This window comes from Streptomyces sp. NPDC050806, from assembly GCF_055586425.1.
On record NZ_JBVJIF010000004.1, the window covers coordinates 181361 to 197148 of the forward strand.

General features: G+C 73.6%; 14 protein-coding genes. 10 read left to right on the forward strand and 4 right to left on the reverse strand.

Annotated elements, in window-relative coordinates; all coding sequences use genetic code 11:
- Positions 1-9: 9 nt before the first annotated feature.
- Complete coding sequence (locus ACZ6WH_RS13675) at positions 10-1005, forward strand: LLM class flavin-dependent oxidoreductase (RefSeq protein WP_469728252.1); 996 nt, start codon at positions 10-12, stop codon at positions 1003-1005.
- Between the two features lie 18 nt (positions 1006-1023).
- Here ACZ6WH_RS13675 and ACZ6WH_RS13680 read toward each other — a convergent pair whose 3' ends face one another.
- Positions 1024-1950 carry an esterase/lipase family protein gene (locus tag ACZ6WH_RS13680; RefSeq protein ID WP_469728253.1) on the reverse strand — a complete coding sequence of 309 codons (927 nt, stop codon included), beginning with the start codon at positions 1948-1950 and terminating at the stop codon, positions 1024-1026.
- 78 nt (positions 1951-2028) lie between these two features.
- Positions 2029-3222, reverse strand: coding sequence for an MGDG synthase family glycosyltransferase (locus ACZ6WH_RS13685; RefSeq protein ID WP_469728255.1), 1194 nt, complete (start codon positions 3220-3222; stop codon positions 2029-2031).
- 68 nt (positions 3223-3290) lie between these two features.
- Between ACZ6WH_RS13685 and ACZ6WH_RS13690 the strand changes: the two genes are divergently transcribed.
- The 4 genes from ACZ6WH_RS13690 (at position 3291) to ACZ6WH_RS13705 (ending at position 6928) form a co-directional block, all read left to right on the forward strand.
- Positions 3291-4046: a polysaccharide deacetylase family protein gene (locus tag ACZ6WH_RS13690; protein ID WP_469728256.1), complete on the forward strand. Its 756-nt coding sequence runs from the start codon at positions 3291-3293 to the stop codon at positions 4044-4046.
- 233 nt (positions 4047-4279) lie between these two features.
- Positions 4280-5017: an SDR family NAD(P)-dependent oxidoreductase gene (locus ACZ6WH_RS13695; RefSeq protein WP_469728258.1), complete on the forward strand. Its 738-nt coding sequence runs from the start codon at positions 4280-4282 to the stop codon at positions 5015-5017.
- A gap of 48 nt (positions 5018-5065) precedes the next feature.
- Complete coding sequence (locus ACZ6WH_RS13700; RefSeq protein ID WP_469728259.1) at positions 5066-5989, forward strand: DMT family transporter; 924 nt, start codon at positions 5066-5068, stop codon at positions 5987-5989.
- Positions 5990-6016: 27 nt separating this feature from the next.
- A complete protein-coding gene (locus tag ACZ6WH_RS13705) occupies positions 6017-6928 on the forward strand; it encodes a DMT family transporter (RefSeq protein WP_469728260.1) in 912 nt (303 codons plus the stop codon).
- 15 nt (positions 6929-6943) lie between these two features.
- On the opposite strand, the gene ACZ6WH_RS13710 is transcribed toward ACZ6WH_RS13705, so the two are convergent.
- Both ACZ6WH_RS13710 and ddaH read right to left on the reverse strand, forming a co-directional pair.
- Positions 6944-8122 (reverse strand): MalY/PatB family protein, encoded by a 1179-nt coding sequence (locus tag ACZ6WH_RS13710; RefSeq protein WP_469728262.1) that lies wholly within the window; start codon positions 8120-8122, stop codon positions 6944-6946.
- A gap of 60 nt (positions 8123-8182) precedes the next feature.
- Entirely contained in the window at positions 8183-9016 is an 834-nt protein-coding gene (ddaH, locus tag ACZ6WH_RS13715; RefSeq protein WP_469728264.1) for a dimethylargininase, read from the reverse strand.
- 143 nt (positions 9017-9159) lie between these two features.
- Here ddaH and ACZ6WH_RS13720 point away from each other — a divergent pair, with 143 nt between their 5' ends.
- The 5 genes from ACZ6WH_RS13720 (at position 9160) to ctaD (ending at position 15766) form a co-directional block, all read left to right on the forward strand.
- Positions 9160-9816 carry a response regulator gene (locus tag ACZ6WH_RS13720; RefSeq protein ID WP_469728266.1) on the forward strand — a complete coding sequence of 219 codons (657 nt, stop codon included), beginning with the start codon at positions 9160-9162 and terminating at the stop codon, positions 9814-9816.
- 93 nt (positions 9817-9909) lie between these two features.
- A complete protein-coding gene (locus ACZ6WH_RS13725) occupies positions 9910-11436 on the forward strand; it encodes a sensor histidine kinase (protein ID WP_469728267.1) in 1527 nt (508 codons plus the stop codon).
- A 147-nt stretch (positions 11437-11583) separates the two neighbouring features.
- Positions 11584-12822 carry a cytochrome P450 family protein gene (locus ACZ6WH_RS13730; RefSeq protein WP_469728269.1) on the forward strand — a complete coding sequence of 413 codons (1239 nt, stop codon included), beginning with the start codon at positions 11584-11586 and terminating at the stop codon, positions 12820-12822.
- Between the two features lie 388 nt (positions 12823-13210).
- Entirely contained in the window at positions 13211-13921 is a 711-nt protein-coding gene (locus tag ACZ6WH_RS13735) for an ANTAR domain-containing protein (RefSeq protein ID WP_469728270.1), read from the forward strand.
- Between the two features lie 114 nt (positions 13922-14035).
- Positions 14036-15766, forward strand: coding sequence for an aa3-type cytochrome oxidase subunit I (gene ctaD / locus ACZ6WH_RS13740; RefSeq protein WP_469728272.1), 1731 nt, complete (start codon positions 14036-14038; stop codon positions 15764-15766).
- The last annotated feature ends 22 nt before the right edge of the window (positions 15767-15788 follow it).

A 15788-nucleotide genomic window follows, 5' to 3' on the forward strand; every position in this document is an offset into this window, starting at 1 on the left:
GGCCAAGCATTGCGTGTCGAGGACCGTACGGACGACGGACACCGGCTCCGGGTCGGTGTCCTGCTGCCGACCCGGGAGGCGGCGATCAACGGCGACCACGCCGTCGCGCCCCTGCTGGACTTCGCCCGCGAGGCGGAGCGGCTGGGCTACGACTCGGTGTGGACGGGGGACTCACTGCTCGCCCGGCCCCGGCTGGACCCGGTGGTGGTGCTCGCCGCCGCCGCGGCCGTGACCTCGCGCGTCACCCTCGGCACGGCGGCGTACACGGCAGCGCTGCGCCATCCATTGCTCGGCGCGCACCAGATCGCGAGCCTGGACCGGGCCGCGGCCGGGCGCCTGGTGGCCGCGCTCGGCGCGGGCTTCCCGGTGCCGGAGACGGAGCGGGAGTTCGCGGCGGTGGGCGTGCCGTACACGGGGCGGTTCCGCCGCCTGGACGAGACGGTACGGCTGTGGCGGGAGACCTGGCGGGGCGCCACCGAGGCGGAGCCGGGGCAGGAAGCCGGGCCGGGCGGCCCTCAGCGACTTCCGTCCCCCGCCTCCCCCGCCGGCCCGCCGCTCTGGCTGGCGGGCAGCGACACCCCGCGGGTGCTCGCGCGGACGGCGGAACGATACGACGGGTGGCTGCCGTTCCTGCCGGACGCGGATGCCTACGCGCGCGCCTGGGAGCGGATCGGCCGACTCGCCGCCGGCCAGGGGCGGCCGCCGGGCGCGGTCACGCCGGGCCTGTACGCGACCCTCGCGATCGACCCGGACCGCGCGGCGGCCCGCAAGCAGCTCGACGCCTACACGCAGGCCTACTACGGCCGTTCGCTGGAGCAGATGGCGGCGTTCCAGGCGTACGGGTACGGCAGCGCGCCGGAGTGCGCGGAGTGGCTCGGCGGTTACGTACGGGCCGGGGCCCGGCACATCATCCTGCGGATCGGCTCGCTGGACCCGGCGGCGCAGCGCGAGCAACTCGCCGAGGCGGCGCGGGAACTGGTGCCCGCGCTGCGCGCGGGCACCTGATCCTCCTTGTGGTGGCTGCTAGGGGGCCGGCTTCGGCTGCGGTGCTGCCGCCGGGGCGGCCTCCTTGGTCTTCTTCGGCTTCGCCGGGCTCAGCGCACGCAGCACCTCGCGCATGACGAACGGCGAGTAGACGACGGCGTTGTGCTCGCTGAGGTCGGCCACGCACAGGTCCTGCACGAGGATGTTGCGGACGTTCGGACCCTTGAGCCAGCACGAGGTGTAGGGGGTGACCACCTCGTCGTACTTGGTCGCGATGACGGTGTAGCGCACGCCCTCGACGGTGTCCTCGCCGTCGTTGAGCTTGTTCATGAACTCGCTCCCCTTGTGCTGTTCGGTGAGCGCGGGCATGACCATGTTGGTCAGCTCGATGGACATCGGGTACTGCTTCATGAGCGCGGCGATGCCGTTGCCGGTGGTGCCGTGGTTGTTCGGGGCCAGCCCGATCAGGTGGTGCACCTTCTTGGCGCCGCCGAGGTACTTGAGGTAGTAGCGCGGGAGCATGCCGCCCTGCGAGTGGCCGATGATGTCGACCTTCTCCGCGCCGGTGGCCGCCAGGACACGCTCCACGTAGGCGTCCAGTTCGGCGGCCGACTCCTCCATCGAGGCGAGCCCGTGCATGACCGGGATGCGGGGGTCCGCACCGTAGTCGAGCCGGAAGACGCTGTATCCGGCGGCGGCCAGGACCGGGGCGACGGTCAGCCAGTAGGTCTCGGCGTTGCCGAACGTGCCGTGGACGAGGACGACCGGGCGCGGGTGCTCCTCGTCGGGGCGCGCGGACCAGTCGTCGATGCCCGGCGAGCGGCTCAGCGCGGTGGCCGCCTGGGTGGTGATGGCCGCGGCCTGGGCGAGGGCCAGGCCCTCGGTCATCTTGCCGGTCACGGTCTGGGTGACCGCTTCGAGCGGGTTGGTGAGCGGTAACTTGGGCCCTTTTCCTGTGGGAAACATGAGCAAATCCTCCCCGGCACAGCGGAATAGCCCGGTCTACCCCGAATGGTCGGCCGGGCCCCGGTATGTCGCCTCACGCTACCGCCACCGGAGCCGTCCGCTACCGTCCGGTGCGCCGCGGGGCCGGTATCCCGCCACACCAGGAGCCGCGGTGTCCGCGGGCCGCGCGGCGGCGAGGACCGCGTCGGCGGCGTCGGCCCGGAACAGGCCGCGGCCGGCGGCGATCCGGGCCTGCCGGACCGGGCCGTCCCGGGTCAGGTCGGCGAGGGCCCGCAGCAGGTCGGCCGGGCCGTCGGCGAGGCCGGACAGCCCGGCCTCGGCCATCCGCCGGGCGCCCGCAGCGCCGTGCCCGGGGATCGGGCGGTGGGTCACCACCGGCAGCCCGGCGGCCAGTGCCTGCGCCGCGGTCTGCCCCGCGGCGTTCTCCACCAGCGCCCCGGCCGCCGCCATCAGCGCCGGTACGTCCGCCACCCAGCCGAGGGCGACGGTGCCCGGCACCCGGCCGAGCCGCCGTCGCAGCGACCGGCTCCGGCCGCACATCACGACCGGGAGGTAGCCCCCGTCACGGAGCAGCGCGGCCGTGCGCGCCAGGTGCGAGGCGACGCCCCAGGCGCCGCTGGAGAGGAGGACCGGGGTGCGGCCCGGTGCCAGCGCGGCGAAGCGACGGGCGAAGCGCGCGGTACGGGCCGGGTCCGGCGGGGCGTGGAACGCGGCGGGCACGACGGGGCCGACCGCCTCGGCCCCCCGGCCGCCGAGCCGCCCGATGTCCTCCGCCGTCCGCCGGGTCGGGCAGAGGTGCAGGTCGTTGGCGGGGTGGAGCCACTGGCGGTGCACGGCGAAGTCGGTGACCACCACGATGCTCGGGCAGCGCAGCGCCCCGGTCTCCCGGAGGCGGCCGGTGACCTGCGCGGCCAGGTGAAAGGTGGCGAGCACGGCGTCGGGCCGCTCACCGGCCAGCCGCCGTCGCAGTTCCCGCGCCGCGGGGGCGACCACCGGTGAGGTGTCGTGGCCCGGGTGCGGGTGGCCGGGGCCGGCCGGCGCGCGTGGGACGAAGTAGGCGCGGTAGATCGCCTCGTAGAGCGCGGGTGTGTACCGGATCGTTGCGGCGTAGAAGCCGCGCAGCGCGGCACCGGTACCGGCCGGCAGCAGGTCCAGGACGTCGAGCGTCGCGACGCGGTGGCCGCGGCCGGTCAGCCGGTGGGCCAGCTCACCGGCCACCGCGTGGTGGCCGGCCCCCATGCCGGCGCTGAGGATGACGAAACGTCCGCCCATGTGTCCACGCCCCCGGTCCGGATGCCATTCCCGAGCATTTCGCAACGTACGCGACCATACTGGACGGCATGCGCATCGACCGTCCTCCGCTCGGACCCGCCGCGTGGCAGGTGGCGGCCGCGGCCGCCACGGCGACGGCCGCGCTGCACATCGGACCGGCCGGGACCTGGCTGCCTCCGGTACGGCGCATGCTCTTTCCCGGCCTGGACGGGCAGGGGCAGCCCGGTCACGTGGCCCTCACCTTCGACGACGGACCCGACCGGGCGAGCACGCCGCGCTTCCTGGACGCGCTGGACGACCTGGACGTCCGGGCGACCTTCTTCGTGCTGGGCTCGGCGCTGGCCGAGGCCCCCGAGACGGGGCGGGAACTGGTGGCCCGCGGGCACGAGGTGGGGCTGCACGGCTGGGACCACCGCAGGCCGTGGTGGCCGGGACCGGTGCGTGAGCTGCGCGAGCTGCGCCGGGCCGTGCGCGCGGTCACGGACATCTGCGGGCAACGGCCGCGGTGGTACCGGCCGCCGTACGGCATCCTCACCGGCGGCCGCTGGGCCGCGGCGCACCACCTCGGGCTGCGGACCGTGCTGTGGTCGGCGTGGGGCCGGGACTGGGTGGCGGGCGCTTCCGCGGAAACGATCGTGCGCACCGTGGAGCACCGACTGGAGGGCGGCGGGACCGTACTGCTGCACGACAGCGACCGGACCTCGACGCCCGGCTCCTGGCGCGGCACGCTCCAGGCCCTGCCCGTACTCGTACGGAACTGCCGGCGGCAGGGGCTCACGGTGGGCCCGCTGCGCGACCACGGAGCCGACGACACGGTGCCGTGACCCCTGTGGTGGCAATTGCCCGGATCATCACGAAAGTCGTGGCATGCTGAGGAGATGTCGGAGTCTGTGCCCCGCCCCGCTCGGGCCCGGGCACAGCCGCTGAGGGTGCGTACCGTCTCCGGAGGAGGTCTCCTGTGGAAGCCACGGGACCACTGCCGCACAGCCCTGTGCTCCCCGAGGGCCGGCCCGGACCCCACGGTTCCGCGCGGCGGCCGCACCGGACCGGGGCACCGGTGGCTCTGATCACCGGCGCCTCGTCGGGCATCGGCGCCGCCGTGGCCACCCGGTTCGCCGCCGAGGGCGGCTGGCAGCTCCTGCTGAACGGCCGGGACGAGGAACGGCTCGGCCGGGTCGCGGCCCGCTGCGACGCCACGCCACTGCCCCGCGACCTGAGCGACCCGGCCGGCTGCGAGCAGCTCGTCGGCGCCGCCCTCGATGCGGCGGGCGGGGTCGACGTCCTGGTCGCCGGGGCCGGCATCGGCTGGGCCGGGCCGTTCGCCACGATGCCGCCCGACGCGATCGACGAGGTACTGGCGGTGGACCTGGCCGCCGTCGTGCACCTCACCCGCCGCGTCCTTCCCCACATAGTGCGCGGGGACCGCGGTCACCTGCTCTTCGTGGGCTCGATCGCGGGCGCCGTGGGCGTGCGCGAGGAGGCCGTCTACTCGGCGGCCAAGGCGGCGGTCGCGGCCTTCGCCGAGAGCCTGCGGTACGAACTGGCCGGTACCCGCGTGCGCGTGTCCCTCGTGGTGCCCGGCGCGGTGAACACCCCCTTCTTCGCCCGCAGAGGGGCGCCGTACCAGCGCTCCCGGCCCCGGCCGATCGACGCGTCGCGGGTGGCCGACGCCGTGTGGGAGGCGGTGGCGCACGAACGCAGCGAGGTCTTCGTGCCCGGCTGGCTGCAGCTCCCCGCCCGTGTCAAGGGGCTCGCCCCGGCCCTGTTCCGGCGGCTGGCCACCCGTTTCGCCTGAGGGACCGACCGCTCCGTCCTCCCGGGAGGACGGCCGAGGAAGGACGTCGTGCTGAGCTACCTCCTGGCCGTGCTCGCCGCCTGCGCCAACGCGGCCGCCTCGGTGCTGCAGCGGCGCGCGAGCCGCGACCTGCCGAGCGAGGACAGCCTGCGGCCGCGGCTGATCCTGCACCTGCTGAGCCGCCCCGTGTGGTTCGCCGGCTTCCTCTGCGTGATCCTCGGCTTCGTCCTGCAGGCCGCGGCGCTGGCCACCGGCAGCCTGTCCGTCGTCCAGCCGATCCTCGTCGTCGAACTGCCGGTGACGCTGCTGCTGGCGTCGTTCGTGTTCCACACCCGGCTGCACCACCGCGAGTGGCTGTCCATCGTCGGGATGACCGTGGGGCTGGCGGCGCTGCTGTACTTCCTCTCCCCCGCCGCCGGCGCGGGCGAGGTGGCCGGGTGGCGGGCCTGGACGGTGGGCGTCGCCGCCAACCTCCTGATCGTGGTCGTCGCCGTGGAGTGGGGCCGCCGCGCCGCACCCGCCCGCCCCGGCGGCGGCAGCCGCAGGGCCGGCGCCTTCGGCGTGGCGGCCGGCTGCCAGTTCGGCCTGACGGCCGCCTTCATGAAGGGCGCGATGAGCCACGGCGAGGACGGCATCGGCGCGGTGCTCGCGACCTGGCAGCTGTACGCCATGGTCGCGGCCGGCATCCTCGCGATGTTCCTCCTCCAGTCGGCGCTGCACGCCGGCAACCTGCTCGCCGCGCAGCCCGGGCTGACGCTCTCCGACCCGATCGTGGCCATCCTCTGGGGCAGCTTCGCCTTCGCCGAGCACGTACGGGGCGGCTGGTACGTCGTACCGGCGGTGGCCGGCGGGGTGCTGATGGCGTGCTCCGTGGTCGTGCTGACCCGTTCTCCGCTGCTGAAGGGTGAGGAGGCGCTGATCGAGGCGGACCGGATGGCGCCCGCCGCCGGATCCCCGCCACCGCCCCGCTGAGCCCGCCCGGACACAGGGAGTCACCGCATGCTCTATCTCTTCGGTGTGCTCGCCGCGTGCATGCTGGGACTGGGCTTCGTCCTCCAGCAGCACGCGGCGCGCAACGCGCCGCTGTCCGACATGCTCAGCTTCCGGCTGCTGCTGGACCTGGTGAAGGTGCCGCTGTGGCTCGCGGGGATCGGCTGCATGGTCGCCGGCCAGATCTTCAGCGTGCTCGCGCTGAGCCGCGGCGACCTGTCCCGGGTCGAACCGCTGCTGGCCACCAACCTGCTCTTCGCCATGGTGCTGGCCCGGTGGCTCAGCGGGGAACGGCTGGGCCTCTCGGGCTGGGCGGGGGTGCTCCTGCTCAGCGGCGGCGTGACGGCCTTCATCATCGCCGGCAGCCCGCACAGCGGCCCCGACGACACCGGCTCACTGCGGCACTGGCTGGTCCTCGGCGGCGTCCTCGGCGTCGCCCTGCTCCTCGTACTGACGGCCCGTCACCTGAAGCTGGTGAAGGAGCCGCCGCTGCTGGCCGCCGCTGCCGGCGTGCTGTACGGCCTGCAGGACGCGCTGACCCGGGTGTCCAGTTCGATCGCGGAGGAGCACGGCCTCGCCCGGCTGCTGGTGAGCTGGGAGCCGTACGTGATCGTGGTGCTGGCCGTGACCGGCCTGATGCTCGTGCAGAGCGCCTTCGAGGCCGGGCCGCTGCGCATGTCGCTGCCCGCGCTCACCGCCGCCGAACCGCTGGCCGGCATCGCCTGCGGCATCGGCTTCCTCGGCGACCGCATCCGTGTCACCCCCGGCGCCCTGGCCGGCGAATTCGCCGGCCTCGCGGCAGTTGTGGCCGGCGTCTTCCTCCTCGGCCGCCACCCCGCCATGCCCACCGGCTCCCACCGGGACGAGAAGCCGGCCGGCTCCCACCGGGAAGCGGAAGAGCCGACGCCGGAGGGCGACTAGGTCAGGGGCAAGCCCTCAGCGCACCGCCACCGCCATTCTCCGTACCGCTTCGGTCAGTACCTCGGGGGAGGTGGCGAGGTTCAGGCGGGCGTGGCCCGCGCCGCCGGTGCCGAAGTCCGTGCCGGAGCTGAGGGCGACACGGCCGCGCTCCAGGAAGACCGCCGCCGGGTCGTCGCCCAGGCCGAGGCCGCGGCAGTCCAGCCAGGCGAGATAGGTGGCCTCGGCCGGTGCGTACCGCACCGCCGGCAGTTCGGCTGCCAGCAGGTCCGCGAGCAGGCGGCGGTTCTCGTCCAGTCCGGCGAGCAGCGCGTCCAGCCAGCCGCGGCCGTCCCGGAGCGCCGCGGTGTGCGCGAGGATGCCCACGTGGCTGGGGCCGTGGCCGACCTCCTCGGGCAGGCGCGCGAGGTCGTCGGCGGCCGCCGGGCCCGCGACGGCGAGGGCCGCCTTGAGCCCGGCGAGGTTCCAGCCCTTGGAGGCGGACAGCAGGGACAGCCCGTCCGCCGCGCCCGGCACGCTCAGGTACGGCACGAAGGAGACGCCGGGGCCCACCACCGGCGCGTGGATCTCGTCGGCCACGACCCGGACGCCGTACCGGGCGGCCAGCGCGGCGACCGCCGTCAGTTCCGCCGCCGTGTGCACCGTGCCGGTCGGGTTGTGCGGGCTGCACAGCAGGCACGCGGCCCGGCGCCCGTCCGCGACGGCGGTGCGGAAGGCCGCTTCCAGGACGGTGAGGTCGATCCGGTGACCGGGGCCGAGCGGCGCCTCCACGATCTTCCGGTCCGCGTTGCCGGCGAACTGGTAGAAGGGCGGGTAGACGGGGCAGTTGACGATCACCGCGTCACCCGGCCCGGTGGTCAGCTTCAGCATCTCCACCACGCCCAGCATCACGTCCGGCACGATCGCCGTGCGCTCCACGGCGAGCCCGTCCCACCCCCACCGCACCCGCGCGAACTCCGCGAACGCCTCGGCGTACGCCGTCCCCGCCGGATAGCCGGTGTCGCCCAGCGCGAGCGCTTCGGTGACCGCCCTGACCACCGGTTCGGCCAGCGGCACGTCCATCTCCGCCACCCACAGCGGCAGCACGTCGTCGGGGTAGGTGCGCCACTTCATGCTCGTCCGCCGGCGCAGTTCGGCCAGGGTGAGACGGCGCAGCGGGTTCGCTTCGGCGGATGCGTCGCGCGGCAGGCTGTCCATGCGCCTCACGATAGGCCTGCCGTCACGAATTCCCCATGGGCCGGGCGGAGGCGGGCGTCCTCAGTCCTCGCGCAGCTCCAGCGTGCAGCACTTGACGCTGCCCCCGGCCTTGAGGAGTTCGGTGAGGTCCACGCCGATCGGCTCGAAGCCGCGCTCCCGCAGGCCCGCGATCAGCCCCGTCGCGGCCTCCGGGAGCAGTACGTGGCGTCCGTCGGAGAACGCGTTGAGGCCGAAGACCGCCGCGTCCTCGGCCGTCGCGGTCAGCGCGTCGGGGAACAGCTCGCGCAGCACGGCCCGGCTGCCCGGTGTGAACGCCTCGGGGCAGTACATGACCTCGTCGTCGGAGAGCACGGCCAGCGCGGTGTCCAGGTGGTAGAAGCGGGGGTCGACCAGCGTCAGGCCGGTGACCGGCACGCCGAAGAACTCCTGTGCCTCGGCGTGCGCGCGGGGGTCGGTGCGGAAGCCGGTACCGGCCAGGAGGCGGCGCCCGGCGAGCAGGTAGTCGCCCTCCCCCTCGTTGATGTGCTCGGGCCAGTACGTCTCGGTGAAGCCGTTGGCGCGCAGCCAGGAGAGGTACAGCGGGCCCTCGGCGGTGCGCTCCTCGTGCCGGAAGCGGGCGCCCAGTGCCTTGCCGTCCACGACGGTGGCGCCGTTCGCGGCGAAGACCATGTCCGGCAGCCCGCCGGCCGGCTCGATCGTCTCCACGGTGTGCCCCAGCTCGCGGTAGAGGTCGCGCAGCCGCTGCCACTGGGTGAGGGCGAGCCCGGCGTCGACCGGCTTCTCCGGCACCATCCAGGGGTTGATCGAGTATCTGACGTCGAAGTGGCGCGGCGCGCACATCAGGAGCCTGCGCGGGACGGCGGTACGGAGCGGCGCGTGGCCGGTGCGGTGCATGGCGTGGTGTTCCTCTTCCGGTGGGGGTTCGGAGTCTCCGGGTGCGGGGTGTGCAGGGGGTGAAGGGCGCGGGAATGGGGGATGCCGGCGGGGTGCCGCGGGCCGCCCCGGCGGTAACCTGGGCCCCGGTCAAGGGGGAGATCATGACGCGAGTGCTGCTGGCGGACGACGAGGCGATGATCCGGGCCGGCATCCGGGCGATTCTCGGCGCGGCACCGGACATCGAGGTGGTCGCGGAGGCGTCCGACGGACACGAGGCCGTGGCGCTCGCCGTACGGCACCGGCCGGACGTGTGCCTGCTCGACATCCGGATGCCGCGGCTGGACGGGCTCGGGGCCGTCGCGGAGCTGCGGCGGGTGGTGCCGGAGACCGCGGTGGTCATGCTCACCACGTTCTCCGAGGACGAGTACATCGCGAGCGCGCTGGACTCCGGCGCCTCCGGGTTCCTGCTGAAGTCCGGCGACCCGCGTGAACTGATAGCCGGTGTCCGGGCGGTCGCGGAGGGCGGCGCCTGCCTCTCCCCCGCCGTCGCGCGCCGGGTGATCAGCCGGCTCGGCGCCGGGCGGTTCGGCAGGCAGGCCGGCGCCCGGTCCCGCATCGAGGTGCTGACCGGCCGCGAGCGGGAAGTGCTGGCCCTGGTCGGGGCCGGGCTGTCCAACGCCGAGATCGCCCGCCGGCTGCATGTGGTGGAGGGGACGGTCAAGGCGTACGTGAGCCGGATCCTCGACCGGCTCGACGTCAGGAACCGTGTGCAAGCCGCGATCCTCGCCCACGAGGCCGGCCTCGCGGGCGAGCACTGAGCCGCGGTGTCCGGCCCGGCAGTAAGGCTGAAGCGGCCGCCCGGCAGCAGTAGTCGGTACTCCCGGGCCCTGGATCTCGTCCTGTGGGCGGCGTTGGCGGCCCCGCCGGCCGTGGCCGTCCGCACCCTGCCCGCCGGCCTGCCCCGGTACGTGGCGGCCGCCGCCGTTCCCCTGCTCGCCGCGGCCGTACTGCTCTGCCGCCGCAGGCCGTTGGCCGCCCTCGCATTACCCGTGCTGCCGGCCCTGGCGCACAGCGTTGAGCTGGTCGCCCCGCTGTACTGGCCGGCGCTCGCCGTCCTCGCCTTCCTGGCCGGGCGGCGCACGGCGGAGATCCGGCCGGCACTGTGGTTCTTCGCGGCGGTCGCGGTGGCCGGACTGCCGCTGTGCACGATCGTCGGCCGCGACCCGTGGGGCTGGCCCACCCTGCTCCTCACCCTGCTGCTCACCGTGATGCTGCCCTGGCTGCTCGGCCGGCTCGGGCGGCAGTACGCCGAACTGGCCGGCGGCGGCTGGCGGCTGGCCGACCGGATGGAGCGCGAGCAGCAGGCCGTCGCCGACCGCGCCAGGATCCGCGAACGCGCCCGCATCGCCGGGGACATGCACGACTCGCTCGGCCACGAGCTGACGCTGCTGGCGGTGCGGGCGGGCGCGCTGGAGGTCGACCCCACCCTCGACGCCCGGCAGCAGGCGGCCGTCGGGGAGCTGCGGGAGGCAGCGGCCGCCGCCACCGGGAAGCTGCGGGAGATCATCGGCGTGCTGCGGGCCGACGACGAGGGGGCGCCGATTCCCCCGTCCGAGGAGACGGTGGACGAACTGGCCGAACGGGCCCGCGCCGCCGGTGTCGACGTCCGCCTGGAGCACGACGGGAACGTGGCCGGCCCGGATCATGACAAGCACCCGGCCGGGCTGCCGCCGATGGCCGGCCGCGCCGTGCACCGCGTGGTCCAGGAGTCGCTGACGAACGCGGCCAAGCACGCGCCGGGCGCCGCCGTACGCGTACGCATCGGCCACACGGCCGGCACCGTGTCCGTCGCGGTGGTCAACGACCCGCCGGGCATCGGCACACCACCGCCCGGGCTGGCCTCGGGCGGCGCCGGGCTGGTGGGCCTGGACGAGCGGGTCCGGCTGGCGGGCGGAACGCTCAGGGCGGGGCCGACGCCCGGGGGCGGCTTCGAGGTCGTGGCCGAACTGCCGACCGCCCCGGGGACGGCTCCGCGCGCCGCCGGCTCCCCGGCCCGGACCGGCGCGTCGGCCCGGGAGCTGGCCCGGGCCCGGTCGCAGGTGCGGCGGCGGCTCACGCAGACCGTCGTGGCTCCCCCGGCCGCACTGACCGGCATTCTCCTGCTCATGATCCCGGTCGCCCTGCTCAGCTCGTCCTTCTCGGTGCTGGACCGCGCGGCGTACGACCGGCTGCGGGTGGGCGAGCCGCAGCCCGCGGTCGACGCCCGGCTGCCGGCCTTCACGCGGGACGGGCCACCGGACGGCGCACCGCCCCTGCCCCGCGGGCAGCGGTGCGTGTACTACAGCACGGACGTCCTCGCCACCGACGCCTACCGGCTCTGCTTCGCGCACGGCCGGCTGACGGGGAAGGCGGTGGTGGGCGACGGTCCGGAGGAGTGATCAGGGCGACGCGCGTACCCACAGCCCCGTACGAACCCGCCGCTCCACGAGCCCACTTGTCACACCGCGCAGCCACGTGCAGCACCGCCTGTCCAGGTACAGCCCCACCCCATCCGCGCACAGCGCACACACCGAGGAGAGAACCGCATGGACGACCAGCAGATACTCGTTCTGGATCCCACCGGGAGCGATCGGCATGGCGAGGACGCGGCGTTGCGCGCCCGCGGCCCGGCCGCGCGCGTCGACGTCCTCGGCGTACCGGCCTGGGCCGTCACCGATCCCGCCCTGCTCAAGCGGCTGCTGACCGATTCCCGGATCTCCAAGGACCCGCACCAGCACTGGCCGCTCTTCCCCGATCAGATCGTCGGCAAGTGGCCGCTGGCTCTCTGGGTGGCCGTGCGGAACATGTTCACCGCGTACGGCGCCGACCACCGCCGGCTGCGCCGCCTGGTCAGCCCGGCCTTCACCGCGCGCCGCGTGCAGGCGCTGACGGCGCGGATCGAGGAGGTGACGAACGGGCTGCTCGACGACCTCGCGGCCACGCCGCCCGGCGAACCGGCGGATCTCCGCGCCCGCTTCGCCTACCCGCTGCCGATCCAGGTCATCGGCCATCTCATGGGCCTGCCCGAGGACGCGATCGGCTCCTTCCGCGGGGCCGTGGACGCGGTCTTCGCCACCACCCTCACGCCCGAGGAGGCCACGGCCAACACCGAGGAGCTGTACGGGCTGCTGACCCGGCTCGTCGCCACGAAGCGGGCGGCGCCCGCCGATGACCTCACCTCGACGCTGATCGCCTCCCGCGACGTCGAGGGCGACGGTTCGCGGCTCAGCGAACAGGAGTTGCTCGACACCCTGCTGCTCGTGATCAGCGCGGGTTACGAGACCACCGTCAACCTCCTGGACCAGGCCGTCACCGCCCTGCTCAGCCATCCCGACCAGCTCGCCGCCGTGCGTGACGGCCGGGCCGAGTGGGGTTCCGTGGTCGAGGAGGCCCTCCGCTGGGAGGCTCCGGTCCCCCATCTGCCGATGCGCTTCGCCACCGAGGACATCGCCCTCCCGACGGGGCAGACCATCAAGGCGGGCGAAGCGATCCTCGCCTCGTACTCGGCGGCCGGCCGCCATCCCGCGCTGCACGGGCCCACCGCAGAGGAGTTCGACCTGTCCCGGTCCAGCAGCGAGCACCTGGCGTTCGGGCACGGGGCGCACTTCTGCCTGGGCGCGCCGCTGGCCCGCATGGAGGCCGAGATCGCGCTCCGCGGGCTCTTCACACGCTTCCCGGACCTGGCGCTCGCCGTCCCGCCGCACGAACTGCGGCCCCAGGGCTCGTTCCTCGCCAATGGCCACAAGGAGGTGCCGGCGCTGCTGGGGCGGGACGCGACGGCCTGACCGTACGGGGAGCACCGGGTCGGAACACCGGGTCCCGTACGAGCCAATGTCGCGGGCCCGCCGATTGGCCGACTACGACAGACGCACCTGTCCCCGGGGCATGCCCCAACGGCAAGGTCGCTGGTCCCGAAGAGGGCCGGACGGACACAACCGATCGGTCATGAGAGGGGTGAATCCGGACTCCAGGGGTACACGGGCAGGTGTACATGTCCGAGTCATAGTCATGGGCCCGGGTCTGTACGAGATCCTGAGAGGGTGCCGGCACCGCGTGGTGACCGCGCGGTGTGCGGCATCGCCGGAGGAGGGCGCAACGGCCGACGGTGTGGGCCGCCCTCCTGTCGGCCGGACGATCGTTTTCCGCTCCCTTCTCGGTGCTCTAAGGATGAACATGGGTCGTGAACAGCTCCTGGCCGACGTCTTCGTGGACCTCGCCGGTGCCTGCTGCCGGGATCTCGTCGACACCAGCGGATATCTGGAGCGGTTCGCCCTCCGGTGCGTGCAATTACTGGACGTGTCGGCCGCGGGCGTGCTGTGCGCGCCGCCCGGTGAAGGTCTCCGGCCGGCCGCGGCGAGCGAGACCGATCCGGCCTTCACCGGCCTGCTGGCCACCTCTCCGCTGGAGGGGCCGGCCCGGGAGAGTTACCACACGGCCGCCCCGATCGGCCCGGTGGACCTCATGCGCACCACCGACCGCTGGCCCCGCTTCGCCAAGACGGCCCTCGCGGCCGGTTACCGCTTCGCCGGCGCGGTACCGCTGGCCTATCGGGACCGGCCCGACGGGGCCCTGCTGCTGCTCCGTACCACCGACCCCGTGCCCGAGCGGGACGTGCGGCTGAGTCAGGCGCTGGCCCATGTCGCCGCCGCCACGCTGTGCCACCAGCAGTCCCTGAGCGCCTACCGCAAGGTCAACGACCAGTTGCGCACGGCCCTGCAGAGCCGCGTCACCATCGAGCAGGCCAAGGGCTTCCTGTCCCACCGCATGGGGGTGAGCGTCCAGGAGGCCTTCGACGCGATGCGCGGCCACGCCCGCAGCCACAGCCGGCTGCTGCGGGAGGTGGCCCGGGACGTCCTGGAGCGGGCCCTCATTCCGGAACCTTGACGCCGCGCACCGGCCCCCCGTCCCCTCCCACGTACGGCGCAATGGCCCGGCCGCTCCCGCCCGGTGCCGTATACCGGCCGGTACCGGACGGGACGCGGGAAGAGAGCGGGCGCCATGGGGACGCAGACGGAAGATCCGGATCAGCTGACGGTCCGGGAGAAGCCGCGCCGTACGCGAGGCGCGGCGGTGGTGAGGTGGCTGACCACCACGGACCACAAGAAGATCGGCTCCCTCTACATGGTGACGGCCTTCGTCTTCTTCCTGATCGGCGGGTTGCTGGCGCTGTCGATGCGCGCCGAGCTGGCCCGGCCCGGCCTGCAGCTCCTGTCGAACGAGCAGTTCAACCAGGCGTTCACCATGCACGGCACGATCATGATGCTGATGTTCGCCACCCCGCTGTTCTCCGGCTTCGCCAATGCCGTCATGCCGCTGCAGATCGGCTCGCCGGACGTCGCGTTCCCCCGCCTCAACATGCTGTCCTACTGGCTCTTCCTCTTCGGTTCCCTGATCGCGGTGGGAGCGTTCCTGACGCCGGACGGGGCGGCCGACTTCGGGTGGTTCGCGTACACGCCCCTCTCCGACGCCACCCGGACACCCGGGATCGGCGGGGACATGTGGGTACTGGGGCTGACGCTCTCCGGCTTCGGCACCATCCTCGGCTCCGTCAACTTCATCACCACCATCATCTGCATGCGCATGCCGGGCATGACGATGTTCCGGATGCCGATCTTCACCTGGAACGTCCTGCTGACCAGCGTGCTGGTGCTGATGGCCTTCCCCGTGCTCGCCGCCACCCTGCTGGCCCTCGCCGCCGACCGGAAGTTCGGGGCGCACGTCTACGACCCGGCCAACGGCGGCGCCCTGCTGTACCAGCACCTGTTCTGGTTCTTCGGGCATCCCGAGGTCTACATCATCGCGCTGCCGTTCTTCGGTGTGATCAGCGAGATCATTCCGGTCTTCGCCCGTAAGCCCGTCTTCGGTTACCTCGGGCTGGTCGCTGCGACCATCACGATCACCGGTCTGTCGATCGTGGTGTGGGCGCACCACATGTTCGTCACCGGCGCCGTCCTGCTGCCGTTCTTCTCGTTGATGTCGTTCCTGATCGCGGTGCCGACCGGGGTGAAGTTCTTCAACTGGATCGGCACGATGTGGCGTGGCTCCCTGTCGTTCGAGACACCCATGCTCTGGTCCCTGGGGTTTCTCGTCACCTTCCTGTTCGGCGGGCTGACCGGCGTCATCCTCGCCTCGCCCCCGATGGACTTCCACGTGAGCGACAGCTACTTCGTGGTCGCCCACTTCCACTACGTGGTGTTCGGCACGGTCGTCTTCGCCATGTTCGGCGGATTCCACTTCTGGTGGCCGAAGTTCACCGGCACCCTGCTGGACGAGCGGCTGGGAAAGATCCACTTCTGGACGCTCTTCGTGGGCTTCCACACCACCTTCCTCGTCCAGCACTGGCTCGGCGCCGGAGGCATGCCCCGGCGCTACGCCGACTACCTCGCGGCCGACGGCTTCACCGTGCTGAACACGCTCTCCTCCATCGGCGCCCTGCTGCTCGGCATCTCCACGCTGCCGTTCCTCTACAACGTCTGGAAGACCTCCCGGTACGCGCCGCGGGTCGCGGTCGACGACCCCTGGGGGTACGGGCGTTCGCTGGAGTGGGCGACGGCCTGCCCGCCGCCCCGGCACAACTTCGCAGCGCTGCCCCGGATCCGCTCCGAGTCCCCCGCCTTCGACCTGCACCACCCCGAGATCCCCCGGCCGGACCAGGCAGAGTCCACCGAACGCCGGGGCCTGATCGACGAGGCCCCCGACCCCGCGCTCCGCGGCGGGCGGGGGCAGTGACCAGGCAAGTGGCGGTGAGGTC

Bases quoted from the DNA above. Each gene is read 5' to 3' on its own strand.
- ACZ6WH_RS13680 (WP_469728253.1), bottom strand. From the start codon at position 1,950: ATGTTTCCCACAGGAAAAGGGCCCAAGTTACCGCTCACCAACCCGCTC.
- ddaH (WP_469728264.1), bottom strand. From the start codon at position 9,016: ATGCACCGCACCGGCCACGCGCCGCTCCGTACCGCCGTCCCGCGCAGG.
- ACZ6WH_RS13735 (WP_469728270.1), top strand. From the start codon at position 13,211: ATGGGTCGTGAACAGCTCCTGGCCGACGTCTTCGTGGACCTCGCCGGT.
- ACZ6WH_RS13710 (WP_469728262.1), bottom strand. From the start codon at position 8,122: ATGGACAGCCTGCCGCGCGACGCATCCGCCGAAGCGAACCCGCTGCGC.
- ACZ6WH_RS13730 (WP_469728269.1), top strand. From the start codon at position 11,584: ATGGACGACCAGCAGATACTCGTTCTGGATCCCACCGGGAGCGATCGG.
- ACZ6WH_RS13690 (WP_469728256.1), top strand. From the start codon at position 3,291: ATGCGCATCGACCGTCCTCCGCTCGGACCCGCCGCGTGGCAGGTGGCG.
- ACZ6WH_RS13705 (WP_469728260.1), top strand. From the start codon at position 6,017: ATGCTCTATCTCTTCGGTGTGCTCGCCGCGTGCATGCTGGGACTGGGC.
- ctaD (WP_469728272.1), top strand. From the start codon at position 14,036: ATGGGGACGCAGACGGAAGATCCGGATCAGCTGACGGTCCGGGAGAAG.
- ACZ6WH_RS13720 (WP_469728266.1), top strand. From the start codon at position 9,160: ATGACGCGAGTGCTGCTGGCGGACGACGAGGCGATGATCCGGGCCGGC.
- ACZ6WH_RS13685 (WP_469728255.1), bottom strand. From the start codon at position 3,222: ATGGGCGGACGTTTCGTCATCCTCAGCGCCGGCATGGGGGCCGGCCAC.